The 26,143-nt window shown below is 68.4% G+C and carries 20 protein-coding genes and 1 pseudogene; 12 read left to right on the top strand and 9 right to left on the bottom strand.

Features of this window, described 5'->3' with window-relative positions; all coding sequences use genetic code 11:
- Positions 1-11: 11 nt before the first annotated feature.
- The 8 genes from chvE (at position 12) to BM013_RS09120 (ending at position 10,867) form a co-directional block, all read left to right on the top strand.
- Positions 12-1,082: a multiple monosaccharide ABC transporter substrate-binding protein gene (chvE, locus tag BM013_RS09155; protein WP_093125680.1), complete on the top strand. Its 1,071-nt coding sequence runs from the start codon at positions 12-14 to the stop codon at positions 1,080-1,082.
- 41 nt (positions 1,083-1,123) lie between these two features.
- Positions 1,124-2,650, top strand: coding sequence for a multiple monosaccharide ABC transporter ATP-binding protein (gene mmsA / locus BM013_RS09150; RefSeq protein ID WP_093126758.1), 1,527 nt, complete (start codon positions 1,124-1,126; stop codon positions 2,648-2,650).
- Positions 2,637-3,857 (top strand): multiple monosaccharide ABC transporter permease, encoded by a 1,221-nt coding sequence (gene mmsB / locus BM013_RS09145; protein ID WP_093125678.1) that lies wholly within the window; start codon positions 2,637-2,639, stop codon positions 3,855-3,857. Before mmsA ends, mmsB begins: the two co-directional genes overlap by 14 nt.
- Positions 3,858-3,863: 6 nt before the next feature.
- On the top strand, positions 3,864-5,387 hold the full coding sequence (locus tag BM013_RS09140; protein ID WP_093125675.1) for a sugar ABC transporter ATP-binding protein: 1,524 nt from the start codon (positions 3,864-3,866) through the stop codon (positions 5,385-5,387).
- A 649-nt stretch (positions 5,388-6,036) separates the two neighbouring features.
- Positions 6,037-7,071 (top strand): ABC transporter permease, encoded by a 1,035-nt coding sequence (locus BM013_RS09135; RefSeq protein WP_093126755.1) that lies wholly within the window; start codon positions 6,037-6,039, stop codon positions 7,069-7,071.
- Positions 7,068-8,114 (top strand): galactofuranose ABC transporter, permease protein YjfF, encoded by a 1,047-nt coding sequence (gene yjfF / locus BM013_RS09130; RefSeq protein WP_093125673.1) that lies wholly within the window; start codon positions 7,068-7,070, stop codon positions 8,112-8,114. Before BM013_RS09135 ends, yjfF begins: the two co-directional genes overlap by 4 nt.
- A 54-nt stretch (positions 8,115-8,168) precedes the next feature.
- Positions 8,169-9,929, top strand: a complete 1,761-nt coding sequence (locus tag BM013_RS09125) for an IlvD/Edd family dehydratase (protein WP_093125670.1) — start codon at positions 8,169-8,171, stop codon at positions 9,927-9,929.
- A gap of 20 nt (positions 9,930-9,949) precedes the next feature.
- A complete protein-coding gene (locus BM013_RS09120; RefSeq protein WP_093125668.1) occupies positions 9,950-10,867 on the top strand; it encodes a dihydrodipicolinate synthase family protein in 918 nt (305 codons plus the stop codon).
- A 148-nt stretch (positions 10,868-11,015) separates the two neighbouring features.
- Here the strand turns inward: BM013_RS09120 and BM013_RS09115 are convergent.
- A pseudogene (locus BM013_RS09115) lies at positions 11,016-11,834 on the bottom strand (LysR family transcriptional regulator); the annotation flags it as partial.
- 120 nt (positions 11,835-11,954) lie between these two features.
- Here BM013_RS09115 and BM013_RS09110 point away from each other — a divergent pair.
- On the top strand, positions 11,955-12,734 hold the full coding sequence (locus BM013_RS09110; protein WP_093125666.1) for an SDR family NAD(P)-dependent oxidoreductase: 780 nt from the start codon (positions 11,955-11,957) through the stop codon (positions 12,732-12,734).
- 23 nt (positions 12,735-12,757) lie between these two features.
- On the opposite strand, the gene BM013_RS09105 is transcribed toward BM013_RS09110, so the two are convergent.
- From BM013_RS09105 to cphA (BM013_RS09085), 5 genes are all read right to left on the bottom strand, one after another.
- Positions 12,758-13,012: a hypothetical protein gene (locus tag BM013_RS09105; RefSeq protein ID WP_093125665.1), complete on the bottom strand. Its 255-nt coding sequence runs from the start codon at positions 13,010-13,012 to the stop codon at positions 12,758-12,760.
- 170 nt (positions 13,013-13,182) lie between these two features.
- Complete coding sequence (locus tag BM013_RS09100; RefSeq protein WP_093125663.1) at positions 13,183-13,689, bottom strand: hypothetical protein; 507 nt, start codon at positions 13,687-13,689, stop codon at positions 13,183-13,185.
- A gap of 68 nt (positions 13,690-13,757) precedes the next feature.
- Positions 13,758-14,162 (bottom strand): hypothetical protein, encoded by a 405-nt coding sequence (locus BM013_RS09095; RefSeq protein WP_093125662.1) that lies wholly within the window; start codon positions 14,160-14,162, stop codon positions 13,758-13,760.
- 155 nt (positions 14,163-14,317) lie between these two features.
- Positions 14,318-16,885, bottom strand: coding sequence for a cyanophycin synthetase (gene cphA, locus BM013_RS09090; RefSeq protein WP_093125658.1), 2,568 nt, complete (start codon positions 16,883-16,885; stop codon positions 14,318-14,320).
- 44 nt (positions 16,886-16,929) lie between these two features.
- Positions 16,930-19,221 (bottom strand): cyanophycin synthetase, encoded by a 2,292-nt coding sequence (gene cphA / locus BM013_RS09085; protein WP_093125656.1) that lies wholly within the window; start codon positions 19,219-19,221, stop codon positions 16,930-16,932.
- 85 nt (positions 19,222-19,306) lie between these two features.
- On the opposite strand from cphA (BM013_RS09085), the gene BM013_RS09080 reads away from it, so the two are divergent.
- Together BM013_RS09080 and BM013_RS09075 are read left to right on the top strand one after the other, a co-directional pair.
- Positions 19,307-21,595: a cyanophycin metabolism-associated ABC transporter gene (locus tag BM013_RS09080; RefSeq protein ID WP_093125653.1), complete on the top strand. Its 2,289-nt coding sequence runs from the start codon at positions 19,307-19,309 to the stop codon at positions 21,593-21,595.
- On the top strand, positions 21,592-22,116 hold the full coding sequence (locus tag BM013_RS09075) for a cyanophycin metabolism-associated DUF1854 family protein (RefSeq protein ID WP_256221435.1): 525 nt from the start codon (positions 21,592-21,594) through the stop codon (positions 22,114-22,116). The genes BM013_RS09080 and BM013_RS09075 overlap by 4 nt, the downstream gene beginning before the upstream one ends.
- A 28-nt stretch (positions 22,117-22,144) precedes the next feature.
- Here the strand turns inward: BM013_RS09075 and BM013_RS09070 are convergent, their stop codons facing one another.
- A complete protein-coding gene (locus tag BM013_RS09070; RefSeq protein WP_093125651.1) occupies positions 22,145-22,555 on the bottom strand; it encodes a DUF2177 family protein in 411 nt (136 codons plus the stop codon).
- Positions 22,556-22,634: 79 nt separating this feature from the next.
- Between BM013_RS09070 and queC the strand changes: the two genes are divergently transcribed.
- A complete protein-coding gene (gene queC / locus BM013_RS09065) occupies positions 22,635-23,333 on the top strand; it encodes a 7-cyano-7-deazaguanine synthase QueC (RefSeq protein WP_093126748.1) in 699 nt (232 codons plus the stop codon).
- 60 nt (positions 23,334-23,393) lie between these two features.
- Here queC and BM013_RS09060 read toward each other — a convergent pair whose 3' ends face one another.
- Together BM013_RS09060 and BM013_RS09055 are read right to left on the bottom strand one after the other, a co-directional pair.
- Positions 23,394-25,193, bottom strand: coding sequence for an ABC transporter ATP-binding protein/permease (locus tag BM013_RS09060; RefSeq protein WP_093125648.1), 1,800 nt, complete (start codon positions 25,191-25,193; stop codon positions 23,394-23,396).
- A gap of 120 nt (positions 25,194-25,313) precedes the next feature.
- The gene (locus tag BM013_RS09055) at positions 25,314-25,874 is read right to left on the bottom strand and encodes a phosphonate degradation HD-domain oxygenase (protein ID WP_093125645.1); all 561 of its coding nucleotides are present in this window, start codon (positions 25,872-25,874) and stop codon (positions 25,314-25,316) included.
- Positions 25,875-26,143 lie beyond the last annotated feature (269 nt).

Below are 26,143 nucleotides of genomic sequence, written 5' to 3'. Positions count from 1 at the left end.
GAAGACCCGACATGAAACGCAACTTCCTCAAGGCGTCGCTCGCGGGCGTGGCACTGGCCATCGTCGGCTTCACGCCCCTGGCCAATGCGCAGGACAAGGGCCTGATCGCCATCTCGATGCCTACCAAGTCGTCGGCACGCTGGATCGCCGACGGCGCCAACATGGCCAAGTACTTCAAGGACAAGGGCTACAAGACCGACCTGCAGTACGCCGACGACGACATCCCGAACCAGCTCGCGCAGATCGAGAACATGGTGACCAAGGGCTCCAAGGTGCTGGTGATCGCGGCCATCGACGGCACCACGCTGTCCGACGTGCTGCAGAAGGCGGCCGACAAGGGCGTGAAGGTCATCGCGTACGACCGGCTCATCAAGGGCTCGAAGAACGTCGACTACTACGCCACCTTCGACAACTTCCAGGTCGGCGTGCTGCAGGCGCAGTCGATCGAGAACGCGCTGGGGCTCAAGAGCGGCAAGGGCCCGTTCAACATCGAGCTGTTCGGCGGCTCGCCCGACGACAACAACGCCTTCTTCTTCTACAACGGCGCGCTCTCGGTGCTCAAGCCCTACATCGACAGCGGCAAGCTGGTGGTGCGCAGCAAGCAGATGGGCATGGAGAAGGTCGGCACCTTGCGCTGGGACGGCGCGGTGGCGCAGGCGCGCATGGACAACCTGCTGTCGGCCTACTACACCAAGGACCGCGTGGATGCCGTGCTGTCGCCCTACGACGGGCTGTCCATCGGCATCCTGTCGTCGCTCAAGGGCGTGGGCTACGGCTCGGCCTCGCAGCCGATGCCCATCGTGTCGGGGCAGGACGCCGAGGTGCCTTCGGTGAAGTCGATCCTGCGCAAGGAGCAGACCTCCACCGTGTTCAAGGACACGCGCGAGCTGGCGAAGGTGACGGTGGCCATGGTGGACGCGATGCTCTCGGGCAAGACGCCCGAGGTGAACGACACCAAGACCTACAACAACGGCATCAAGGTGGTGCCGTCGTACCTGCTGAAGCCGGTGAGCGTGGACGCCTCGAACTGGAAGACGGTGCTGGTCGACAGCGGCTACTACAAGGAAAGCCAGATCAAGTGAGCAACGAAGGAAGCAGCGCGGGTGCCGGCGCCATCCTCGAGATGCGCGGCATCACCAAGACCTTTCCCGGCGTGAAGGCGCTGAGCAACGTCAACCTCGGCGTGCGCGCCGGGGAGATCCACGCGGTGGTCGGCGAGAACGGCGCGGGCAAGTCGACGCTCATGAAGGTGCTGAGCGGCGTCTACCCGTGCGACTCGTACGAGGGAGAGATCCACTTCGAGGGCGAGGTGCGCCGCTTCCGGGGCATTGCGGACAGCGAGAAGCTCGGCATCATCATCATTCACCAGGAACTGGCGCTGGTGCCGCTGCTGTCGATTGCCGAGAACATCTTCCTGGGCAACGAGATCGCCAGCGGCGGCGTGATCGACTGGTTCGCCGCCTATGCGAAGACGCGCGAGCTGCTCGCCAAGGTGGGCCTGAAGGAGCCGCCCACCACGCTGGTGACCGACCTGGGCGTGGGCAAGCAGCAGCTGGTGGAAATCGCCAAGGCGCTGGCCAAGGAGGTGAAGCTGCTGATCCTGGACGAGCCCACCGCCAGCCTGAACGAGAACGACAGCGACGCGCTGCTCATGCTGCTGCTCGAGCTCAAGCGCCAGGGCATCGCGTCGATCCTCATCTCGCACAAGCTCAACGAGATCGCCAAGGTGGCCGACTCGGTGACGGTGCTGCGCGACGGCGCCACGGTGGAGACCATGGACTGCCGCGGCCAGCCGATCAGCGAGGACCGCATCATCCGCGGCATGGTGGGGCGCGACATGGCGCACCGCTATCCGCAGCGCGCGCCGAAGATCGGCGCCACCGTGTTCGAGGTGCGCGACTGGCGCGTGCACCACGCGCTGCACGCCGACCGCGAACAGATCAAGGGCGTGAGCCTGACCGTGCGCCAGGGCGAGATCGTGGGCATTGCTGGCCTCATGGGCGCGGGCCGCACCGAGCTGGCCATGAGCGTGTTCGGCAAGTCCTACGGCCAGCGCATCAGCGGCTCGGTGCACATGCACGGCAAGCCGGTGGACGTGAGCACCGTGCGCAAGGCCATCGACCACGGCATTGCCTACGTGACCGAAGACCGCAAGGGCCTGGGGCTGGTGCTGGAGGAAGACATCCGCAAGAACATCAGCCTGGCCAACCTGGACGCGATCGCCGATTCGTCGGTGATCGACAGCGGCCGCGAGTTCAAGGTGGCCAACGAGTACCGCAAGGCGCTCAACATCCGCTGCTCGGGCGTCGAGCAGCTGGTGGTCAACCTGTCGGGCGGCAACCAGCAGAAGGTGGTGCTGAGCAAGTGGCTCTTCACCAAGCCCGAGCTGCTGATTCTCGACGAGCCCACGCGCGGCATCGACGTGGGCGCCAAGTACGAGATCTACACCATCATCGACCAGCTCGCGAGCGAGGGCAAAGGCATTCTCATGATCTCTTCGGAACTGCCGGAACTGCTCGGCATGTGCGACCGCATCTACGTGATGAACGAGGGGCGCTTCGTGGCCGAGTTCACGGCGGCCGAAGCCTCGCAGGAACGCATCATGCACGCCATCGTGAGCGCGGGGAGCAGTGTCCATGCAGCAGCCTGAAGTCAACGCGGTGAAGGCCGCCGTGCCACTGACCGATGCGCCGAAGCTGCATGCCGGCTTCCTGAAGAACAACCTGCGCGAGTACGGCATGCTGATCTCGCTGGTCGCGATCATGGTGCTGTTCCAGGTGCTGACCGACGGCACGCTGCTGCGCCCGCTGAACCTCACCAACCTGCTGCTGCAGAACAGCTACGTGGTCATCATGGCGCTGGGCATGCTGCTGGTGATCGTGGCCGGGCACATCGACCTGTCGGTGGGCTCGGTGTGCGGCTTCATCGGCGCGCTGGCGGCGGTGCTGATGGTGGAGTACGAGTGGCACTTCGTGCCCACGGCCATCGTGAGCATCCTGGCGGGCGCCGTCATCGGCGCGGCGCAGGGCTGGTTCGTGGCGTTTCGCAAGATCCCGTCGTTCATCGTCACGCTCGCGGGCATGCTGGTGTTCAAGGGGCTCACGCTGGCGCTGCTGGCGGGGCAGTCGGTGGGACCGTTTCCGGAGGCGTTCCAGCGGCTGAGCTCGGGCTTCATTCCCGATCCGCTGGGCGGCGGCGGTGCGGGCGGCCTGCGCACCACGTCGCTGGTCGTCGGCGCGCTGGCCGCCGCGGCGCTGGTGTTCTTCAAGCTGCGCGGGCGCGCCAAGCTGGCGGCGCACGGCATGGAGCAGGAGCCGTATGCGTTCTTCCTGGTGAAGAACCTGTTCTTCGCGGCCATCATCCTGTTCTTCAGCTACCTGCTCTCGACCTACAAGGGCCTGCCCAACGTGCTCATCGTGATGGCGGTGCTGATCGTGGTGTACGACTTCGTCACCAACCGCACCACCATCGGCCGGCGCATCTATGCGCTGGGCGGCAACGAGAAGGCGGCGCGGCTGTCGGGCGTGAAGACGCAGCGTCTCGCGTTCCTCACCTTCGTGAACATGGGCGCGCTCGCGGCGCTGGCCGGGCTGGTGTTCGCGGCGCGGCTCAACACGGCCACGCCCAAGGCGGGCCTGGGCTTCGAGCTCGACGTGATCGCGGCCTGCTTCATCGGCGGCGCATCGGCCTCGGGCGGCGTGGGCCGCGTGATGGGCGCGGTCATCGGCGCCTTCATCATGGGCGTGATGAACAACGGCATGTCGATCCTGGGCATCGGCATCGACTACCAGCAGGTCATCAAGGGCCTGGTGCTGCTGGCGGCGGTGTTCATCGACGTCTACAACAAGAACAAGTAGCAGCGCATGACCGACGGCACCGCCAACCGCCCCGTGCTCGCGCTTCGGGGCATCCACAAGCAGTTCGGCGGCATCCCGGTGCTGCGCGACGTGCAGCTGAACCTGTACCCCGGCGAGATCCACGCGCTGATGGGGCAGAACGGCGCCGGCAAGTCGACGCTCATCAAGGTGTTGACGGGCGTGCTGCCGTCCAGCGGCGGCGAGATCGCCCTGGACGGCCGGCCGATCCACCCGGCCTCGCCGCTCGATGCGCAGAAGCTGGGCATCAGCACGGTCTACCAGGAGGTGAACCTGTGCCCCAATTTGTCGGTGGCGGAGAACGTGTTCGCAGGGCGCTATCCGCGCCGCGGCGTGGCGCAGGGGTTTCGCATCGACTGGGCCGCGGTGAACCGGCGCGCCGAGGAGCTGCTGGCGCGCATCGGCCTGGACATCGACGTGACGCGGCTGCTGTCGAGCTACTCGGTGGCGGTGCAGCAGATGGTGGCCATTGCGCGCGCGCTGGGCGTGTCGTCGAAGGTGCTGATCCTCGACGAGCCGACCTCGAGCCTGGACGACGACGAGGTGGAGAAGCTGTTCGAGGTGCTGCGGCGCTTGCGCGGCGAAGGGCTGGCCATCGTCTTCGTGACGCACTTTCTCAACCAGATGTACGCGGTGTCGGACCGCATCACGGTGTTGCGCAACGGCAGCTGGATCGGCGAATGGCGCGCGGCGGACCTGGGGCCGCAGGCGTTGATCGCGGCGATGCTCGGGCGCGAGCTGGCGGCGCAGTCGGCACGCCCGGCGGCATTGCCCGCGTTCGATGAAGCGGCGCCGGCATTGCTTCAGGCCGAAGGCCTGGGCCAGGCCGGCCAGCTGCAGGCGACCGACCTGCGTGTGCGCGCGGGCGAGGTCGTCGGCATCGCCGGCCTGCTGGGCGCGGGCCGCACGGAGTTGGCACGGTTGCTGTTCGGCCTCGAAACACCGGACCGCGGCGTGCTGAAGGTCGACGGCCGTTCGGTCGGTTTCTCGAACCCCGCCGACGCCATTCGTGAAGGCCTGGCGCTGTGCCCCGAAGAGCGCAAGACCGACGGCATCGTCTCCGAACTGTCGGTGCGCGAGAACATCGCGCTGGCACTGCAGGCGCGCCTTGGCACCAGGCGCTTCCTGTCGCATGCCGAGCAGACCGAGATGGCCGAGCGCTTCGTCAAGTCGCTGGGCATCAAGACCGCGAGCGTCGAAACGCCCATCGGCCTGCTCTCGGGCGGCAACCAGCAGAAGGCCATGATCGCGCGCTGGCTCGCGACCGAGCCGCGCCTGCTGATCCTGGACGAGCCCACGCGCGGCATCGACGTGGCAGCCAAGCAGGAAATCATGGAAGAGATCCTGCGGCTCGCGAAGGCGGGCATGGCGGTGATCTTCATCTCGTCGGAAATGAGCGAAGTGGTGCGCGTGGCGCACCGCATCGTGGTGCTGCGCGACCGGAAGAAGGTGGGCGAGCTGCCGGGCGGCAGTTCGGAGGACGAGGTCTACGAAATGATTGCAGCCGCATGAAACGCGCCGTCTTCCTGTCTGTCTCCCTCCCCTCCCGGGGGAGTGGCGGGGTGTGGGGGCGCGGCCTCCAACATTGCGCGGCGGTGAAGGCCGCTTGCCCCCATCCCAGCCTTCCCCCGGAAGGGGAAGGAGCAAGGCCGAAGACATGACACGCATCTCATTGCTCATGGGTCACCGCCTGTCCCTGTCTTTCCCCCTCCCCTCCCGGGGGAGGGTCGGGGTGGGGGCGCGCGGCCTCCAACGCCGCGCGGCGATGAAGGCCGCTTGCCCCCATCCCAGCCTTCCCCCGGAAGGGGAAGGAGCAAGGCCGAAGACATGACATGCATCTCATTGCTCATGGGTCACCGCCTGTCCCTGTCTTTCCCCCTCCCCTCCCGGGGGAGGGTCGGGGTGGGGGCGCGCGGCCTCCAACATTGCGCGGGGGTGAAGGCCGCTTGCCCCCATCCCAGCCTTCCCCCGGAAGGGGAAGGAGCAAGGCCGAAAACATGACACGCATCTCATTGCTCATGGGTCACCGCCTGTCCCTGTCTTTCCCCCTCCCCTCCCGGGGGAGGGTCGGGGTGGGGGCGCGCGGCCTCCAACATTGCGCGGCGGTGAAGGCCGCTTGCCCCCATCCCAGCCTTCCCCCGGAAGGGGAAGGAGCAAATCCATGACACGCATCTCATCGCTCATGAGCCATCGGCTCGCCTGGCCCATCGTCACGCTGCTGCTCCTGCTCGCGGTCAACACCGCCTTCAACGCCAGCTTCCTGCACCTCGAATGGCGAGACGGCCATCTCTACGGCAGCCTGATCGACATCCTCAACCGCGCGGCGCCGCTGGTGCTGGTGTCGCTGGGCATGACACTGGTGATCGCCACGCGCGGCATCGACATCTCGGTGGGTGCCGTGGTGGCCATCGCGGCGGCACTCGCGGCCTGGATGATCGGCGGCTCGGTGGCCAACGACGTGAGCCGCTTCCCGATGCCGCTCGCCATCCTCGCGGCCATCGGCATCGCGCTGCTGTGCGGCCTGTGGAACGGCCTGCTAGTGGCCAAGGTGGGCATGCAGCCGATCATCGCGACGCTGATCCTGATGGTGGCCGGCCGCGGCATCGCGCAGCTCATTGCCGACGGGCAGATCATCACGATCTACTACAAGCCCTTCTTCTTCCTCGGCAGCGGCTACCTGCTGGGCCTGCCGTTCTCGCTGTTCATCGTGGCGGCGGTGTTCGTGCTGCTGTACCTGGCGATCACGCGCACGGCGCTGGGCCTGTTCATCCAGGCGGTGGGCATCAACCCGACGGCCGCGCGCGTGGCGGGCGTGCAGGCGCGGCGGCTGGTCGTCGGGGCCTATGCGTTCTGCGGTGCGTGCGCCGGCGTGGCGGGGCTGCTGATCAGCTCCAACGTGAAGAGCGCGGACGGCAACAACGCGGGCCAGCTCATCGAGCTCGACGCGATCCTGGCCGTGACGCTGGGCGGCACGGCGCTGACCGGCGGGCGCTTCAGCCTGGTGGGCAGCGTGATCGGCGCGCTGATCATCCAGACGCTGACCTATGCGATCTATTCATTGGGCGTGCCGCCGGAGATCAACCTGGTCGTGAAGGCGGGCGTGGTGTTCGCGGTGATGCTGCTGCAGTCGCCGGAGTTCAGGGCGGAGGTAAGGTCGCTGGTGCAGCGGCCGGCGCATGAAGGGGGACGGGCATGAGCGCGGTGATCGATTCGGCACCCTCACCCCAGCCCTCTCCCGCAAGCGGGAGAGGGGGCAAGACCCAGGGCAAGCGAAGGGGAGGGCTCAACCCGAAGTACCTGCCGCTGGCGGCGACCATTTCGCTGTTCGTGCTGGTGGCCACGCTGGGGTCGGTGTTCTACGACGGCTTCTTCTCGGCGCAGGTGTTCCTCAACCTGCTGATCGACAACGCCTTCCTGATCGTCGTGGCCGTGGGCATGACCTTCGTGATTCTCTCGGGCGGCATCGACCTGTCGGTGGGCTCGGTGATCGCGCTCACCACCATGGTGTCGGCCTCGCTGGTCGAGAAGCACGGCTGGAGCCCCGGCATCGTGATTCCGCTGGTGCTGGCAATGGGCACGGCCTTCGGCGCGTTCATGGGCCTGCTGATCGAACGCTACCGGCTGCAGCCCTTCATCGTCACGCTGGCCGGCATGTTCCTGGCGCGCGGGCTGTGCTACCTGATCAGCATCGACTCGATCAGCATCACCAACGAGTTCTATTCCGAGGTCTCGCAGATCCGCATTCCGATCTGGGGCGAGGCCTCGGTGTCGATCAGCGCGGTGATCGCGGTGGCGGTGCTGCTGGCGGCGGTGTTCGTGGCGCACTGCACGCCCTTCGGCCGCGCGGTGTACGCCATCGGCGGCAGCGAGCATTCGGCCATGCTGATGGGCCTGCCGGTGCGCCGCACGCTCATCGGCGTGTACACGCTCTCGGGCTTCTGCTCGGCGCTGGCCGGCGTGATCTTCACCTTCTACATGCTCTCGGGCTACGGCCTGCATGCGGTGGGGCTGGAGCTCGACGCCATCGCGGCGGTGGTGATCGGCGGCACGCTGCTCACCGGCGGCGTGGGCTACGTGGCGGGCACGCTGTTCGGCGTGCTGATGCTCGGGATCATCCAGACGCTGATCTCCTTCGATGGCACGCTGAGTTCGTGGTGGACCCGCATCGTGGTGGGCGCGCTGCTGTTCGTGTTCTGCCTGCTGCAGCGCTTCTTCACCTCGCGCGCCCCGCGGCGCTGACGGCCTTCCTGCCTCCTTTTTCTCTTTCTTCTCTCGCACTCAGGACACTTCCGCATGCCGGACCCCACCTCCAAGAACCCCCCGAAGAAGCTGCGCTCCACCGAATGGTTCGGGTCGGCCGACAAGAACGGCTTCATGTACCGCAGCTGGATGAAGAACCAGGGCATTCCGGACCACGAGTTCGATGGCCGCCCGATCATCGGCATCTGCAACACCTGGTCGGAGCTGACGCCGTGCAACGCGCACTTCCGCAAGATCGCCGAGCACGTGAAGCGCGGCATCTCGGAGGCGGGCGGTTTTCCGGTGGAGTTCCCGGTGTTCTCCAACGGCGAGTCGAACCTGCGGCCCACGGCCATGCTCACGCGCAACCTCGCGAGCATGGACGTGGAGGAAGCCATTCGCGGCAACCCGGTCGATGCGGTGGTGCTGCTCACGGGCTGCGACAAGACCACGCCCGCGCTGCTGATGGGCGCGGCGAGCTGCGACATCCCGGCCATCGTGGTCACGGGCGGGCCGATGCTCAACGGCAAGCTCGAAGGCAAGAACATCGGTTCGGGCACGGCCGTGTGGCAGCTGCACGAGTCGCTGAAGGCGGGCGAGATCAACCTGCACCAGTTCCTGTCGGCCGAAGGCGGCATGTCGCGTTCGGCGGGCACCTGCAACACGATGGGCACGGCCTCCACCATGGCCTGCATGGCTGAGGCGCTGGGCACTTCGCTGCCGCACAACGCGGCCATTCCGGCGGTGGATGCGCGGCGCTACGTGCTCGCGCAGATGTCGGGCATGCGCGCGGTGCAGATGGCGAAGGACGGGCTCACGCTGTCGAAGATCCTCACGCGCGAGGCCTTCGAGAACGCCATCCGCGTGAACGCGGCCATCGGCGGATCGACCAACGCGGTGATCCACCTGAAGGCGATCGCGGGGCGCATCGGCGTCGAGCTGGAGCTGGAAGACTGGACGCGCATCGGCAGCCACACGCCGACCATCGTCGACCTGATGCCCTCGGGCCGCTTCCTCATGGAGGAGTTCTATTACGCCGGCGGCCTGCCCGCCGTGCTGCGCCGGCTGGGCGAGAACGGGCTGCTGCCGCACCCGGGCGCGCTCACGGTCAACGGCCAGTCGATCTGGGACAACGTGCGCGAGGCGCCGAGCTTCGACGACGAGGTGATCCGCCCGCTGGACAAGCCGCTCATTGCCGACGGCGGCATCCGCATCCTGCGCGGCAACCTGTCGCCGCGCGGCGCGGTGCTCAAGCCCTCGGCCGCATCGCCGGAGCTGCTGAAGCACCGCGGCCGCGCGGTGGTGTTCGAGAACCTGGAGCACTACAAGGAGCGCATCGTCGACGAAGACCTCGACATCGACGCCAGCTGCGTGATGGTGCTGAAGAACTGCGGCCCCAAGGGCTACCCCGGCATGGCCGAGGTCGGCAACATGGGCCTGCCGCCCAAGCTGCTGCGCCAGGGCGTGAAGGACATGGTGCGCATCTCGGACGCGCGCATGAGCGGCACGGCCTACGGCACCGTGGTGCTGCACGTGGCGCCCGAGGCGGCGGACGGCGGGCCGCTGGCGGCGGTGCGCGACGGCGACTGGATCGAGCTCGACTGCGATGCGGGGCGCCTGCACCTGGACATCAGCGACGAAGAGCTGGCCGCGCGGCTCGCGTCGCTGTCGGCCGCAGACGCGCAGCCGATGAGCACGCGCGGCGGCGGCTACCAGAAGCTGTACGTCAACCACGTGCTGCAGGCCGACGAAGGCTGCGACTTCGACTTTCTGGTGGGCTGCAGAGGCTCCGCCGTGCCCCGCCATTCGCATTGAATCCACAGAAGACAGACACCATGAACCCCAGATACCGCGGCATCTTCCCGGTGGTGCCCACCACCTTCACCGAACAGGGCGCACTCGACATCGAGAGCCAGAAGCGCTGCGTCGACTTCATGATCGACGCGGGCTCCGACGGCCTGTGCATCCTGGCGAATTTCTCCGAACAGTTCGTGCTGTCCGACGAAGAGCGCGAAGTGCTCACGCGCACGGTGCTCGAACACGTGAAGGGCCGCGTGCCGGTGATCGTGACCACCACGCACTACAGCACCAAGGTGTGCGCGGAGCGCAGCCGGCGCGCGCAGGACATGGGCGCGGCCATGCTGATGGTGATGCCGCCGTACCACGGCGCGACCTTCCGCGTGCCCGAGCCGCAGATCTTCGAGTTCTATGCGCGGCTGTCGGACGCGGTGGGCATTCCCGTCATGGTCCAGGACGCACCGGCCAGCGGCACGGTGCTGTCGGCGCCGTTTCTTGCGCGCATGGCCAAGGAGATCGAGCAGGTGGCGTACTTCAAGATCGAGACGCCCGGCGCGGCCGCCAAGCTGCGCGAGCTGATCCGCCTGGGCGGCGACGCCATCGAAGGGCCGTGGGACGGCGAGGAGGCCATCACGCTGATGCCCGACCTCGATGCCGGTGCCACCGGTTCGATGACGGGCGGCGGCTACCCCGACGGCATTCGCCCGATCATCGAGGCGCACCGCGCGGGCGACCGCGACAAGGCCTTTGCGCTGTACCAGCAGTGGCTGCCGCTGATCAACTACGAGAACCGGCAAGCGGGCCTGCTGGCCTGCAAGTCGCTCATGAAGGAGGGCGGCGTGATCGCTTGCGAGGCGCCGCGGCACCCGCTGCCGGCGATGCACCCCGAGACGCGCGCCGGGCTGATCGAGACGGCGAAGCGGCTCGATCCGATGGTGCTGCGCTGGGGGCGTTGATGCCTTCGATGCCGCTGATGTCGCTGACGTTGCTGACGTTGCTGATGCCGCTGGCGTTGCGCTCATCCGCGAAGTAGGGCGACAGGATCTCCGTCAGCCAGTCCATCATGGCCTGCACGCGCGGCGCGAGCTGGCGGCGGTTGGCATACAGCAGCGACACCGGCATCGGCCGCGCGCTGAACTCCGGCATCACCAGCACCAGCGCGCCGTTCGCGGCGCTGGCCTCCAGCCCCACGGCCGGCGCCTGGATGAAGCCCAGGCCGGCCAGCGCGGCCGCCTGGTAGGCATCGGTGCCGTTCACCGTGACGGTGGCGCGCATCGGCTGCACCTTGTAGAGCCCGTCGGCGGGGTCGAGGTATTCCCAGCCCGCGTCGTTCGACGCCAGCGTCTGCGCGAAGTGAACGATGCGGTGCTGCGCCAGGTCGGCCAGCGTGCGCGGCGTGCCATGCGCCTGCAGGTAGGCCGGGCTCGCGGCATTGGCCATGCGCATGAAGCCGATCGGCCGCGCGACGAAGTCCGCATCGCCGAGCACGCCCATGCGCAGCACGCAGTCGAAGCCTTCATGCACGAGGTCGACATGGCGGTCGGTGGTGCTGATGCCGACCTCCAGCGCCGGATGCCGCGCCAGGAACTCGGGCAGCCGCGGAATGACGAAGTCGCGCGCCACCACGTTCGGCAGGTCGATGCGCAGCCGCCCGGTCAGGCCGCTGGCGTGTGGGCAGAACATGGCGGCCAGTTGCTCGCCTTCGGACAGGTACTCCTTGCAGCGCGCCAGAAAGCGCTGGCCGTCTTCGGTGAGACGCACGCTGCGCGTGGTGCGCTGCAGCAGCCGCGTGCCGAGCCGCTCCTCGAGCTGCTGCACGGCCACCGACACGCGCGCGCGGGTCAGCCCGAGCTGGTCGGCGGCGCGGCTGAAGCTCGCGAGCTCGGCGACCCTGGAGAAGATGCGCAGTTCGTCGGCGTTCATGGCGCCCGATTGTTATCTCTTCGGATAACGGTGTGCACTGTTTCGCGGGATTTATCTGGCTGGCGGTAATTCTTAAAGTCCGCTCATCGACCTGCCGATCCACCCACCGAGGACTTTGAAATGACCGCTTCCCCCCGCTCCGGCGCTTCCCGCATCGCACTCATCACCGGCGGCAGCCGCGGCCTCGGGCGCAGTGCCGCACTGGCACTCGCGGCCGACGGCGTCGACGTGATCCTGACCTACGTGTCGAACGAAGCCGGCGCTCAGGCGGTGGTGTCCGAGATCGAGGCGAAGGGCCGGCGCGCCGTTGCGCTGCGGCTCGACGTCGGCGACAGCAAGACCTTCCCCGCCTTCGCCGAGGCGGTGAAGGCGGCGCTGGCGGCCACGTGGCAGCGCGAGCGCTTCGACTTCCTGGTGAACAACGCCGGTGTCGGCCTGCATGCGAGCTTCGAGGAGACGACCGAAGCGCAGTTCGACATGCTCTTCAACATCCACTTCAAGGGCACCTACTTCCTCACGCAGAAGCTGCTGCCGCTGATCAACGACGGCGGACGCATCGTGAACCTGTCGTCGGGGCTGACGCGCTTCGCCATGGCCGGCGCTTCGGCGTACGCCGCGATGAAGGGCGGCGTGGAAACGCTGACGCGCTACCTCGCCAAGGAACTCGGCGCGCGCGGCATCGCGGTGAACACGATCGCGCCGGGCGCGATCGAGACCGACTTCAGCGGAGGCATGGTGCGCGACAACCCGCAGGTCAACGCCATGGTGGCCGGCTTCACCGCGCTGGGACGCGCGGGCCTGCCCGACGATGTGGGCGGTGCGATCGCCAGCGTGCTGGGAGAGGGGAATCGCTGGGTGAATGCCCAGCGCATCGAGGTGTCCGGCGGGATGCTGGTCTGAGCACGTGCGTGCCCAGCGGGTGTTCAGCTCTTCTCGAGTTCGGTGACCTGCAGCGACAGGTCGAACAGCTTGGACTTGCTGGCGTAGTAGCGGTCGAGCCGCCATTCCTTCAGGATGTCCATGGCGAGTTGGAAGCTCTTGTAGTCGAGGCTGTACAGCGTGACCAGTTCGAAGCTGCGTTCGGACTCGAGCGCCAACACGAGCTGGGCCAGGATCTTGGCCGATTCGTTGGCCGGGTCCGTTTCAATGAATCGGCGAGCGACCTTGATGGCATTCATGGGGAAGTGTTTCCTCGGTAGGCAGGGACCGAGAACTATAGCTAGCACGCCCATGCCTTTTATGACAGTCGTGTGACAACGAAGGACATCGCCTCCACCCAGGGGCAAGCCCCGGGGAAGGTGTGGCAGGAATGGCCCGCTTCGGGTGCCCGGATGCCGGGTGCCCTGCCTCAGCGCATGGGCGCGGGCATCGGCGCGATCATCGGTGCGGGCGCACGCTCCATCGGGCGGGGCATCGGGGCCGGCATCACGGCGGGGCCAGGCATCACGACCGGCGCGGGCATCACGGTGGTGGTGACCGACTCGCGGATCACGCCGCCGCCCATCACGCTGCCGTCCACGGCCGCGCGGGTGTTGCCCGCGCCGCCGAGCACGCGGGCTTCGCAATCGGCGCGGTCGGCCGGCTGCTGCAGGCCGCAGCGCGCGAGCGCGTTGGCGCGGTAGTCGGGCGCACCGGTGAGGCCGCCGCGCGCGGCTTCCTGGCGGGCGGCGCCGGCTTCGCGGATGCAGGCGGCACGGTCTTGCTGGTTGTGGCCGCAGACCGAGAGTTCCTGCTGGTAGATGCCGTTGCCACCGCCGTCGCCGCGGCGCGGGCCCGCGGCGGATGCGACCGTGGCGCTGGCCACGCTGCCGATGGCAAGCAGGGCGAAGATCATCGAACGGGTCTGGCTTTTCATGGTTGGCTCCTTGGAGTGACCGGAGAACGCGGAGAAGAACGCGGGGAAAGAAAATTCAATGAACCGGCTCAGCGCGCGGGCTGTGCCGGCAGGGGCGTGACGGTCTCGCGGATCACGCCGCCGCCCATCACGCTGCCCTCGGTGGTGGTGCGGGCGCCGCCCTTGATGCGGGCTTCGCAGTCGGCCTGGTCGGGGCCGGGCTGCTCGCTGCAACGGGCCAGCGAATTGACCTGGCCGCGCGCCGGGCTCGGCGTGGTGAGGCCGCTGCGGCCGGCTTCCTGGCGGGCGGCGCCGGCTTCGCGCAGGCAGGCGGCGCGGTCTTGCTGCACGCCGTCGCAGGTGGCGCGTTCCTTCTGCATGCGGGCGTCGGAGCCCGGGGCCTGCGCGCCGGCGGTCTGGGCGCCGAACACGATGAAGCCGCTGGCCGCGAAGAGGGCCGTGGCGGAAAGAAGGGAACGAACTGTTGTTGTCATGCGGGCTCCTGGTCTGGTGAGACGCCGCGCCCTCCGAGGTGCGCGACTGGAGCCACAGTGTGGTGCCGGCCGGGGCTGCGGGTCTGTGGGACAGCCGCACCCCGATGCCGGGCCGGACGCGCCCCTGCATGTGGGACGTGTCCGGCAAGCGGGGCTCAGCCCGCTGCGATGCGCTGCGCCAGGTGAGCGAGCGCTTCCTCGACCTGGTCGACCAGGATCAGCGACAGGTCGCCGGGCTGCAGCCGCGCCAGCGCCGTGTCGATGGCCACGAACTCGCCGCGGATCTCGTCGATGTAGCGCGTGCGCGCCGCGCCCTGCAGGCCCTGGCGCAGCAGCGCCATCACCTCGCCGTCGGCACGCCCGCGCTGCGCCGCGTCCTGGTACAGGATCACGTCGTCGAAGGCTTCGCCGAGGATGGCGGTCTGGTCGCGGATGTCGGAGTCGCGGCGGTCGCCCGCGCCGCTGATGACCACCGAGCGCTTCTTCGCCGGCATCGTGTCCACGGCCGACACCAGCGCGCGCATGGCGTCGGTGTTGTGGCCGTAGTCGGCAATGACGGTGGCGCCGCGGTAGTCCATCACATTGAAGCGGCCCGGCACGCCGGCCGCGTCGTTCATGAAGCTCGCGAGGCCGCTGCGAATGGTGTCCCAGTCGAGGCCCACGGCCCAGGCCGCGGCCACCGAGGCCATCACGTTGTCGACCTGGAAGCCGATGGTGCCGCCGCGCGTGATGGGCACGTCGCGCAGCGCGATGCGTTCGCGCCACGAGCCTTCGGCGGCCACCAGCGTGTCCTGGTCGACGTACACGGTGCGCTTGCCTTGCGCGCGGTGCGTGGCCATCACCGGGTGCATGCGGTCGGCGGTGAAGAAGATCACGTGGCCGGGGCAGCCCGCGGCCATGGCGGCGACGTTCGGGTCGGCGGCGTTGAGCACCGCGTAGCCGTCGGCGGCCACGTTGCGCACGATCACGCGCTTCAACACCGCGAGGTCTTCCACCGTGGTGATGTAGTTCAGTCCCAGGTGGTCGCCGCTGCCGATGTTGGTGACCACGGCCACCTGGCAGCGGTCGAAGCCGAGGCCTTCGCGCAGCACGCCGCCGCGGGCCACTTCGAACACGGCCGCATCCACGTCGGGGTGCATCAGCACGTTGCGCGCGCTCTTCGGGCCGCTGCAGTCGCCGCTGTCGGTCTGCCGGCCGTCGACGTACACGCCGTCGGTGTTGGTCATGCCGGTGCGCAGGCCGCTGGATGCCAGCAGGTGGTTGATCAGGCGCGCGGTGGTGGTCTTGCCGTTGGTGCCGGTGACGGCGACCACCGGAATGCGGCCGTCGTCGCCGTGCGCGAACAGGGTGTCCATCACCGCTTCGCCCACGGCGCGGCCGCGGCCGAACGAGGGCGAGATGTGCATGCGCAGGCCGGGCGCGGCGTTCACTTCGACCACGCCGCCGTGCTGTTCTTCCAGCGGACGCAGCACGTTCTCGCAGACCATGTCGACGCCGCAGATGTGCAGGCCGACCATCTGCGCCGCGTCGACGGCGCGTGCCGCCACTTCGGGGTGCACGGTGTCGGTCACGTCGGTGGCGGTGCCGCCGGTGGACAGGTTCGCGTTGTTGCGCAGCACCACGCGCTGGCCGAGCGCGGGCACGCTGTCGGGCGTGAGGCCTTGCGACTCGAGCCGGCCGATGGCGATGTCGTCCAGGCGGATCTTTGTGAGCGAGGTGGCGTGGCCCTCGCCGCGGCGCGGGTCGAGGTTCACGGTGTCCACCAGCTGGCGCACGCTCAGGTTGCCGTCGCCGATCACCTGCGGCGGGTCGCGCCGCGCGGCGGCCACCAGGCGGTCGCCCACCACCAGCAGGCGGAAGTCGAAGCCGGGCAGGAATTTCTCGACCATCACCTCGCCGTAGGCCGCGGCCGAGGCGTAGGCCGCGAACAGTTCGTCGCGCGTGGTGATGTTGACGGTGACGCCCTTGCCCTGGTTGCCGTCCTGCGGCTTCACCACGACCGGCAGGCCGATTTCATGCGCCGCGGCCCAGCCGTCTTCGGCGTCGCTCACGGGGCGGCCCAGCGGCACCGGCACGCCGGCGGCGTTGAGCAGCTGCTTGGTGAGTTCCTTGTCCTGCGCGATCGACTCGGCCACGCCGCTGGTGCTGTCGACTTCGGCGGCCTGGATGCGGCGCTGCTTCGAACCCCAGCCGAACTGCACCAGGCTGCCGCTCGTGAGGCGGCGGTACGGAATGCCGCGTGCCACGGCCGCATCGACGATGGAGCCGGTGCTCGGGCCCAGACGCTCGGATTCGTCGAGGTCGCGCAGCTCGGTGATGGCGGCGTCGGCGTCGAACGGGGTGTCGGCCTGCGCGGCGGCGATGAGTTGCTCGGCCAGTTCGATGGCGCGGCGGCCCACGGCCTCCTCGCTGTACTGGAACACGACCTGGTAGACGCCTTCTTCCAGCGTCTGCGAGGTGTGGCCGAAGTTCACGGCGCAGCCGGCCTGGGCCTGCAGCGCCACGGCGGTGTTTTCCAGCACGTGGGCCAGGGCCAGCGGCTGGCCCAGCACCATGGGGTGCAGCTCGCCGATGGTGGGGAAGCGCGCGCGCAGGCGGGCTTCGAAACCGGCCAGCTTGCTGATGGCGTTTTCATCGCCTTCGCAGGCCACGACCGCCTCGATGGCGGTGTGGCGGCTCCAGAGGTTGGGCCCGCGAAGGGCTCGGATGCGGGTGACTTTCATGGGCTGCGGGGGCTACGAGTGCTACGGTCTGGCGAGGCCACGCCTCAGGCCAGTTGGGGTTGGAGGGGCTGGGTCTGCGACAGCTGCAGCGACGCGAGGGCGGCCTGCAGGTCGGCCTCGAAGGCCTCGACGCCGGCGCCGATCAGGTTCAGCGGAATGCCCAGGGCCCAGGCGGCCGCCACGGCGGCCAGCAGGCTTTCCAGGCTCACGCCGGCATGGGTGGCGCGCCACACGGTCAGCCGGCCCAGGCCGGGCAGGAAAGACTCGCTGCTGCCGTTGGCCAGCACCACGCGGTCCTGCCGCACCAGCACGGCCTTGCCGCCGGCGGACTGGTGCGCGGTGAGCGCGGCGGCCTGCGGGTCGGCCGCATACAGGATCACGGCGCCGTCGCACAGCGGCGCGAGGCCGGCCACGCGCGGGTCGGCCGCGTTCAACACGGCCGTGCCTTCGGACAGCACCACGTCGACCTGCGTGCGCAGCACCTTGACCATCTGGTCGCTCTCGGTGATGTCGTAGTCGGCGAGGGCTTCGAAGCCGTCGAGGTCGGTCACGATGCCGACTTCGCAGCGGTCGTAGGACAGGCCGTCGCGCAGGATGGTCTCGGCGCCGTTCTCGATCACCACGGCCTGCACGGCGCGGTTCACGAGCAGGCGGTGGCCGGCGTCCCAGTTGGCGCTGTTGCGCGCGTCGACGCGGCGGCGTTCCAGGAACAGCCCGTCGCGGCAGGCCAGACCGGTGTGGCGCCCGCCGAGGTTGATCAGCCAGGCCACCAGGCGCGCCAGCACGGCGGCGTCGCGCGAGCCGGCCACGCCGACCACGGGAATGCGCCCGGGTGCGTCGTTGGGGAACAGGTGGTCGCAAATCGCGCGGCCCACCGGGCGCGGCGAACCGACGGCCGGCTTCAGGTGCATCAGCAGGCCGGGGCCGGCATTCACCTCGACGATGGCGCCGCGCTGCGGGCCCAGGGGCTTGGAGATGTCCATCGCCACCAGGTCGATGCCGGCGATGTCGAGGCCCACCACGCGCGCGGCCAGCACGGCGGCGTGCGCGACTTCGGGGTGGACCTGGTCGGTGCAGTCGTTGGCCATGTTGCCGTTGCGCTGGATCGTCACCACGCGCCCGGCGGCCGGCACGGCGTTGCCGTCCAGTTCCTGGCGCTTGAGTTCGAGCTGCAGCTTGGCGTCGGTGTCCAGCACGATCACGTCGAGCGGGAATTCTTCCTCGGCGCCGCGGCGCGGGTCGCTGTTGAGCTGCTTGTCGATCAGCTCGCGCACGCTGGCCTGGCCGTCGCCGGTCACGGTGATGATCTCGCCGCGCGCGGCCGCCACCACTTCGCCGCCCACCACCAGCAGGCGGTGTTCGTGGCCGCGAATGAAGCGCTCGACCATCACGTCGCTGCCTTCGGGCTCGGCCACCGCATAGGCGGCCATGACTTCCTCGCGCGTGGTCAGCTCCAGCGACACACCGCGGCCGTGGTTGGCGTCCGAGGGTTTCACCACCACCGGCAGGCCGATGTCCTCGGCGGCTTCCCAGGCCTCTTCGGCGCTTTCGACGATCTGGCCTTCGGGCACCGGCACGCCGCAGCTGGCCAGCAGGGACTTGGTCAGTTCCTTGTCGCTGGCAATCGATTCGCCGATGGCGCTGGTGTAGTCGGTCTCGGCCGTCCAGATGCGTTGCTGGTTGGCGCCGTAGCCCAGCTGCACCAGGTTGCCGCTGTTCAGGCGCATGTGCGGAATGCCGCGGTCGGTGGCGGCGGCCACGATGGCCGCGGTGCTCGGGCCGAGGTAGCAGTCTTCCACCTTGGCCTTGACCGCGTCCACGGCCTTCTGCACCTCGGCGGCGCTGAACGGGTCGTTGTTGATGGCCGCCATCAGCAGGCGGTGGCCTTCGGCCAGCGCCACCCGGGCGACCTGCTCGTCACGCGCGCGGAACACCATGCGGTAGACGCCGTGCTCCGAGGTGCTGCGGGTTTGCCCGAAGCCCGTGGGCATGCCGGCCAGGTTCAGCAGCTCGATGACCACGTGTTCCAGCACGTGCCCCGACCAGGTGCCTTCGGTCAGGCGCTGGATGAAGCCGCCGCGCTCGCCCACGCCGCAGTGGTGCTCGATGAGCGCCGGCAGCAGGCCGGTCAGGCGGTCGGTGAAACCGTCGATCTTGTTGGAGGGGAAGTCTTCCAGCAGGCCCAGGTCGAGCCAGACTTCGAGCACCGGACGGTAGGTCCAGAGGTTGGGACCGCGCAAATAGTTGATGCGCAGCAATTGGATGTCGTCGAAACGGGTCATGCAAACGTTCGATGTGCTTTGGCCGAGCACCACGGCGCCTTCAAGCGCGCCCATGATGATCGGTCAGAATCGGCGCCCGACGAAGGGCGCCATCACGCGGTCCATGCGGCCCGCGACGGGCAAGAGTCAAAGAAACACAATGCAACATCACGATCCAGTCGGCACCCGGGAGGGCGAAACCGAGGCGGCTTCAGCACTGCTGAAAAACCGTCTCGCAGTCGCGGAAAACGTTCTGGTAACACTGACGGTTGACCTCGACGACCAACTTCGCTTCGCCAGCGGCCTGGTGGCGCTGACTGACCGCAGGCTGATTGCGCTCGAACCGGGCGGCGAATGGCGTGAGTGGCCGCTGACCGATTCGACGCTGGAACTGCGCCTTTCCGATCATTCCGGCGTCGGAACCCTTGATTTGACGGGTCCCGCGGGCCGTTTGGGCCGCTGGCGCTACACGCTCGGCGGGCAGGTGGCGGCACTGCGTCTGCTCAAGTTGTTCGGACAGCGAACGGCAGGTGTCGCCAAGGAGACTCCGGCCGCCATCGACGCGGCCGACGGCGAAGACAGCGCGATCGACACCGAAATCCAGACCCCGCCGTCCACCTGGGTGCTGCTGCGCCTGGGCCGATTTGCCGGTCCGTACCGCAAGCAGCTGATCCTCGGGTTTGTTCTGACCCTGATTTCCACCGCCGCCACCCTGGTGCCGCCGTACCTGACCATCCCGCTGATGGACGACATCCTGATCCCGTTCCAGAACGGCCAGAAGATCGACACCATGCGCGTGGGCCTGTACCTGGGCGGCCTGCTGATCGCGGCGCTGGTCGGCTGGGGGCTGGGCTGGGCGCGCACCTACCTGCTGGCGCTGGTGTCCGAGCGCATCGGCGCCGACCTGCGCACCACCACCTACGAGCACCTGCTGACCCTGCCGCTGGACTATTTCGGCGGCAAGCGCACGGGCGACCTGATGTCGCGCATCGGCTCGGAAACCGACCGCATCAACGTCTTCCTGTCGCTGCACGCACTGGATTTCGCCAACGACGTGCTGATGATCGTGATGACCGCGGTCATCCTGTTCTCCATCAACCCGCTGCTGGCCGTGGTCACGCTGGTGCCGCTGCCGTTCATCGCCTGGATGATCCACGTGGTGCGCGACCGCCTGCGCACCGGCTTCGAGAAGATCGACCGCGTCTGGTCCGAGGTGACCAACGTGCTGGCCGACACCATTCCCGGCATCCGCGTGGTCAAGGCCTTCGCCCAGGAACGCCGCGAAGCCGAGCGCTTCCGCGTGGCCAACGCCTACAACCTGCAGGTGAACGACAAGCTCAACCGCACCTGGTCGCTGTTCACGCCGACCGTGTCGCTGCTCACCGAAATCGGCCTGCTGGTGGTCTGGGCCTTCGGCATCTGGCAGGTGGCGCGCGGCAGCATCACGGTGGGTGTGCTCACCGCGTTCATCGCGTACATCGGCCGCTTCTACACCCGGCTCGACTCCATGAGCCGCATCGTCTCGGTCACGCAGAAGGCCGCGGCCGGCGCCAAGCGCATCTTCGACATCCTCGACCACGTGAGCAACGTGCCCGAACCGGCCAACCCGGTGAAGGTGGAGCGCGTGCAGGGCCGCATCGAGATGAGCAGCCTGGGGTTCCGCTACGGCTCGCGCGCCGTCATCCACGACCTGGACCTGGTGATCGAGCCCGGCGAGATGATCGGCCTGGTGGGCCACAGCGGCTCGGGCAAGAGCACGCTGGTCAACCTGATCTGCCGCTTCTACGACGTGACCGACGGCGCCATCAAGGTCGACGGCACCGACATCCGCCGCTTCGCCGTGGCCGACTACCGCCGCCACGTGGGGCTGGTGCTGCAGGAGCCGTTTTTGTTCTTCGGCACCATCGCGCAGAACATCGCCTACGGCAAGCCCGACGCCACGCGCGAGGAAGTGGTTGCCGCGGCGCGCGCGGCCCACGCGCACGACTTCATCCTGCGGCTGCCGCATGGCTACGACTCGCTGGTGGGCGAGCGCGGGCAGGGCCTGTCGGGCGGCGAGCGCCAGCGCATCAGCATTGCGCGCGCGCTGCTGATCGACCCGCGCATCCTGATCCTCGACGAAGCCACCTCGGCGGTGGACACCGAGACCGAGAAGGAAATCCAGAAGGCGCTGGACAACCTCGTGCAGGGCCGCACCACCATCGCCATCGCGCACCGCCTGTCGACGCTGCGCAAGGCCGACCGGCTCGTGGTCATGGACCGCGGCGAGGTGGTCGAGGTGGGACCGCACGACGCCTTGATGGCGAAGCAGGGCGCCTACTGGCGGCTGTACCAGGCGCAGCTGCGCCAGGGCGACGACGATGCGAGCGAAGGCGCGGCCGACGAGCGCGCCGGGGCGCAGGCGCCCGTTGCCATCACCCACGCAGCCCATCCGGCGGGGGACGCATGAACAACGACATCAACAGCATCAACGACGACAAAGCCGCCACCGGCACCGGCACCGACAGCAACGGCTTCAGCCTCGCACGAGACGCCTTCGGCCGCCTCGTGCTGACCGACGCCCAAGGCGAGCGCCACGTGGGCATCACGCCCGTGCGGGCCTTTCCGCTGAGCGCGCCCGACCACGGCGTGTCGCTGGTCGGCAGCGAGGGACGCGAGCTGGTGTGGGTCGACAACGTCGCGCAGCTGCCGGCGCCCACCAAGGCGCTGCTCGAGGAAGAGCTCGCGGTGCGCGACTTCGCGCCCACGCTGGTGCGGCTGCACGGCGTGTCGAGCTTCGGCGTGCCCAGCACCTGGACCGTGAGCACCGACCGTGGCGACACCACCTTCGTGCTCAAGGCCGAGGAAGACATCCGCCGCCTCGAGGGCGGCGCGCTGCTCATCGCCAGCGCGCACGGCGTGCAGTTCAGGATTCCCGATGTGAAGGACCTGGACCGCGCGTCGCGCAAGCTGCTCGAGCGTTTCCTTTAAAGAAGGCAGCAGGGCTGCCGCTGCGCAGTCAGCGCGCGGCGAACCAGCGCAACGCCGCCGCGCCGGCCGCGGCCGCCACGCCGCTCACCAGCGCACCCCAGGCGATGTCGATGAACGACAGCGCCAGCGGCCAGTTGCGGATCACGGCCAGGTTGGTCAGGTCGTAGGTGGCGTAGCAGAACAGGCCGAACAGGGCGCCCAGCAGCGCGGCCCGCAGCACGCCTTGCTGGTCGAGCCCGGGCACGATCGCGAACACCAGCAGGCCGATCGGGTAGGCCAGGTAGAACACGGCCGCGAAGCCCAGCCGCGGGTTCGGCGACATCAGGTCGCCCATGGCCTCCTGGTACATGCCCTTGGCGACGACGCCGAGCCAGATCATGTCGATCACCAGCAGCACCACGAAGGTGACGGCCCATGCAACCAGGTGTTTGGTACTCATGCGCGGGATCGTATCTGCGCGCACCCCGCAGCCTGCGAAAATTGCGCCTTTGGACTACAGCGCCGCGCCGCTGACGGATATGCCCCTGCACACCACCGCCCTCGTTCTGTTCTCCGGCGGCCAGGACTCGACCACCTGCCTCGCCGATGCGCTCTCCAGGTACCAGCGCGTCGAAACCCTGGGCTTCGACTACGGGCAGCGCCACCGCGTCGAGCTCGACGTGCGCGGCACCATCCTCGCGAAGATGCGCGAGGACTTCCCCGACTGGGCGCCGCGCCTGGGCGAAGACCACGTGCTCACGCTCGCCGCGCTGGCGCAGCTGGGCGGCTCCTCGCTCACCGAAGAGGTGGCCTTCGCCATGCAGGCCGACGGCCTGCCCAACACCTTCGTGCCCGGGCGCAACCTGCTGTTCCTCACGCTGGCCGGCGCGCTGGCGTACCGGCGCGGGCTGCAGGTGATCGTGACCGGCGTGTGCGAGACCGACTTCTCGGGCTACCCCGACTGCCGCGACGACACCATGAAGGCCATGCAGCTGGCGCTGTCGCTCGGGCTGGAGCGCCGCCTGGTCATCGAGACGCCGCTGATGTGGATCGACAAGGCCGAGACCTGGGCCATGGCCCACCGCCTGGGCGGCGAGCCGCTGGTCGAGCTGATCGTGGAAGAGACCCACACCTGCTACCTCGGCGACCGCGAGCACCGCCAGGCCTGGGGCTACGGCTGCGGCGAGTGCCCCGCCTGCGACCTGCGCAAGAAGGGCTGGGAGCGCTACAAGGGCTGAGCCGCTGAGCCGCTGAGCCGCCAAGCCGCCAAGCCGCTAAGCCGCTAAGCCGCTAAGCCGCTAAGCCGCGGCGGGCTGAACGGCCGAGGTGTCCAGGCGGTAGCGTGCGCCGCCCGTCGTTCCTTGCGTTCCTTCCGGCTGCGGCACCAGCGTCCATCGCTGGTTGTGGAAGTCGCCCACCGCCGCGCGGTGCGCGATCGACACCATCGCGCCCCCGGCGGCCTGCACCGTGGCCGCGAGGCGCTTGTACAGCACGCCTTCGGCCTGCGCGTCGAGCGCGCTGGTGATCTCGTCGGCGAAGAGCCACGCCGGTTTCTTCAGCAGCACGCGCGCGATGGCCAGGCGCTGCTGCTCGCCGCCCGAGAGCTTCTGGCTCCAGGCGTCGCTGTCGTCCAGGCGGCTCGCCAGGTCGGGCAGCAGGGCGTCGTTCAGGGCCTGGCGCAGCTGGTCGTCGCTGAAGTTCGCGGCCGGGTTGGGGTAGGTCAGCGCATCGCGCAACTTGCCGTCGGGCACGTAGGGGCGCTGGGGCATGAACATGGCGTCGTCCGGCACCTTCACATGGCCGCGAGCGAAGGGCCAGATGCCGGCGAACGAGCGGAACAGCGTCGACTTGCCGCTGCCCGAGGGGCCTTGCAGCAGCACGCTGTCGCCGGGCTTCACCGCCAGCGCGGCACCGTCGAGCAAGGCCGTGCCGTTGGGCAGCGCCACCCAGAGGTCGTCGGTGCGCAACTCCGGCGCCGCGTCGCGGGCCATCGGCATCGACTGCCTGGCATGGGCGCGCATGGCGTCGTCGAAACTGGTCAGGCGGTCGGTGGTGGCGCGCCAGACGGCCACGCGGTCGTAGTTGTCGACGAACCAGCTCAGCGAGTCCTGCACCTTGCCGAAGGCCGAGGTGATCTGCATCAGCTGCCCCAGGTGGATCGCGCCGCTGAAAAAGCGCGGCGCCGACACGATGAACGGGAAGATCACCGCGGCCTGCCCGAAGAACGAGGTGAAGGTGATCAGGTTCTTCTGCTGCTTGATGAGCTGCAGGTAGTTGCGCAGCACGCTGCCGAAGCGCAGGTCGAGCTGGCCGTGCTCGACCTTCTCGCCCTTGTCCAGCGCAATGGCCTCGCTGTATTCGCGCACGCGCACCAGATGGTGCCGGAAGTCGGCTTCGTAGCGCTGCTGGCGGAAGTTGATGCCGATCAGCGGCCGGCCGATGAAGTGCGTGATGACCGTGCCGACCACGCAGTAGGCCACCGCCAGCCAGACCATGGCGCCCGCGATCTGGTAGGTGCTGCCGCCCATCGAGAACGAGAAACTGCCCGACAGCGTCCACAGGATGCCGACGAAGCTCGCCAGCGTGACCACGGCGTTCAGCAGGCCCATCGACAGCGTCATCGTGTAGTCGGTGAACAGCTGCATGTCCTCCTGGATCCGCTGGTCGGGATTGTCCGGGGCGTGGCCGTCGTTGTTGGCGTAACGCGCGAGTTCGAGGTGATAGAAGGTGCGCTCGGCCATCCAGCGCGTCAGGTAGTCGCGCGTCATCCAGGAGCGCCAGCGCAGCTGCAGCAGCTGCGTCACGTAGAACTTGAGCACCTGCACCGCGATGTTGAAGAAGGCGATCCAGCCGAACACGCCCACCTCGCGCCAGAAGATGGCCGCGTCCTTGTTCTGCAGCGCGTCGTAGAAGCGCCCGTACCACTGGTTGCCCAGCACGGCCACGTACACATACAGAAGGTTCAGCGTCACGATGCCCAGCAGCATCGCGCGGGCGCGCCATTTCTCCTCGGACCGGAAGTAGGGCGCCGCGAGCCGGAAGACGCGGCGCAAGACCTGGGCGAACGTGGCGGCACGCGCGGTAACGGTGGAAGACATGCAGATTTCCTCGCAGGCGCTCGAGCGCCATTCATCGTGAGGAAACCATAGTAGACAAATGTTTCTTAAACCGGGCTGAAGCGGCGGCCAAACCCGGCTGCGCGGCAGAAAAAAGACCTGTCAGCGCCGCATGACCCGCGCCGCGGTCGCGAGGAAATGCGCCAGCGGCGGCGTCTGCAGCCCCTCGGCCTTGGCCTCTTCGTCCCACAGCCGCAGCCGCACCGCGTCACCGGCCCATTCGAGCGCGGCAAAGCGTTTTGCCGCCGCATCGTCCATCACGCCGCCCTGCAGCGCGAGGCTGCGCACCGAATCGGGCGAGAGCCTGGAGAAGTAGTCCGGCCGCGTGGCGCACAGGTAGCGCTTGGCGTCCACGTGCAGCCGGATCGGCTCGCGCACCTCGACGTCGAACGCGCCGCGCAGCAAGGGCAGGGCGATGTACTGGTGCCGGTCGTCGATGCCCAGCTCGGTGGGCGAGTGCGACAGGGTCTGGTGCTCGGCGATCAGCAGGTGGCCGAGGTCGTGCAGCAGCGCGGCCGTCACCAGCGCGTCGCCGGCGCCGGCCTGCTCGGCGAGCCATGCGCATTGCAACGCGTGCTCCAGCTGCGACACCGGCTCGCCCGCGTAGGCCACCCCGCCCCGTTCGGCGAACAGGCGGGCGATCTCGGCGAGGTCGAGTGTCATGAAAGTGGAGCGGGGCGAACGGAGCGAACGGAGCAAGCTGGGCGAAAGCACGGCAATAACTCCGCAAGCTTGCCCGGGCGCAGTGACATGCGGATGACGCAGCCACCGCGAAGCCATCGCAGCCTGCCGTCCTTGGGGCGCCGTTTTGGGTATTTGTGTTTTTTTGAGGCATCTGACAAATCCCTGTCATATGCCGCTGCCAGCATCGCCCCCATTCGTCGCCGCGCAGGACTTGCGTACTTTCGCTTGCCTGTGCGTGCGTCCCGCAC

Source organism: Variovorax sp. OK605 (assembly GCF_900115445.1).
In the GTDB taxonomy this organism is placed as follows: domain Bacteria; phylum Pseudomonadota; class Gammaproteobacteria; order Burkholderiales; family Burkholderiaceae_C; genus Variovorax.
This window is presented reverse-complemented; position numbering and strand designations above follow the sequence as displayed.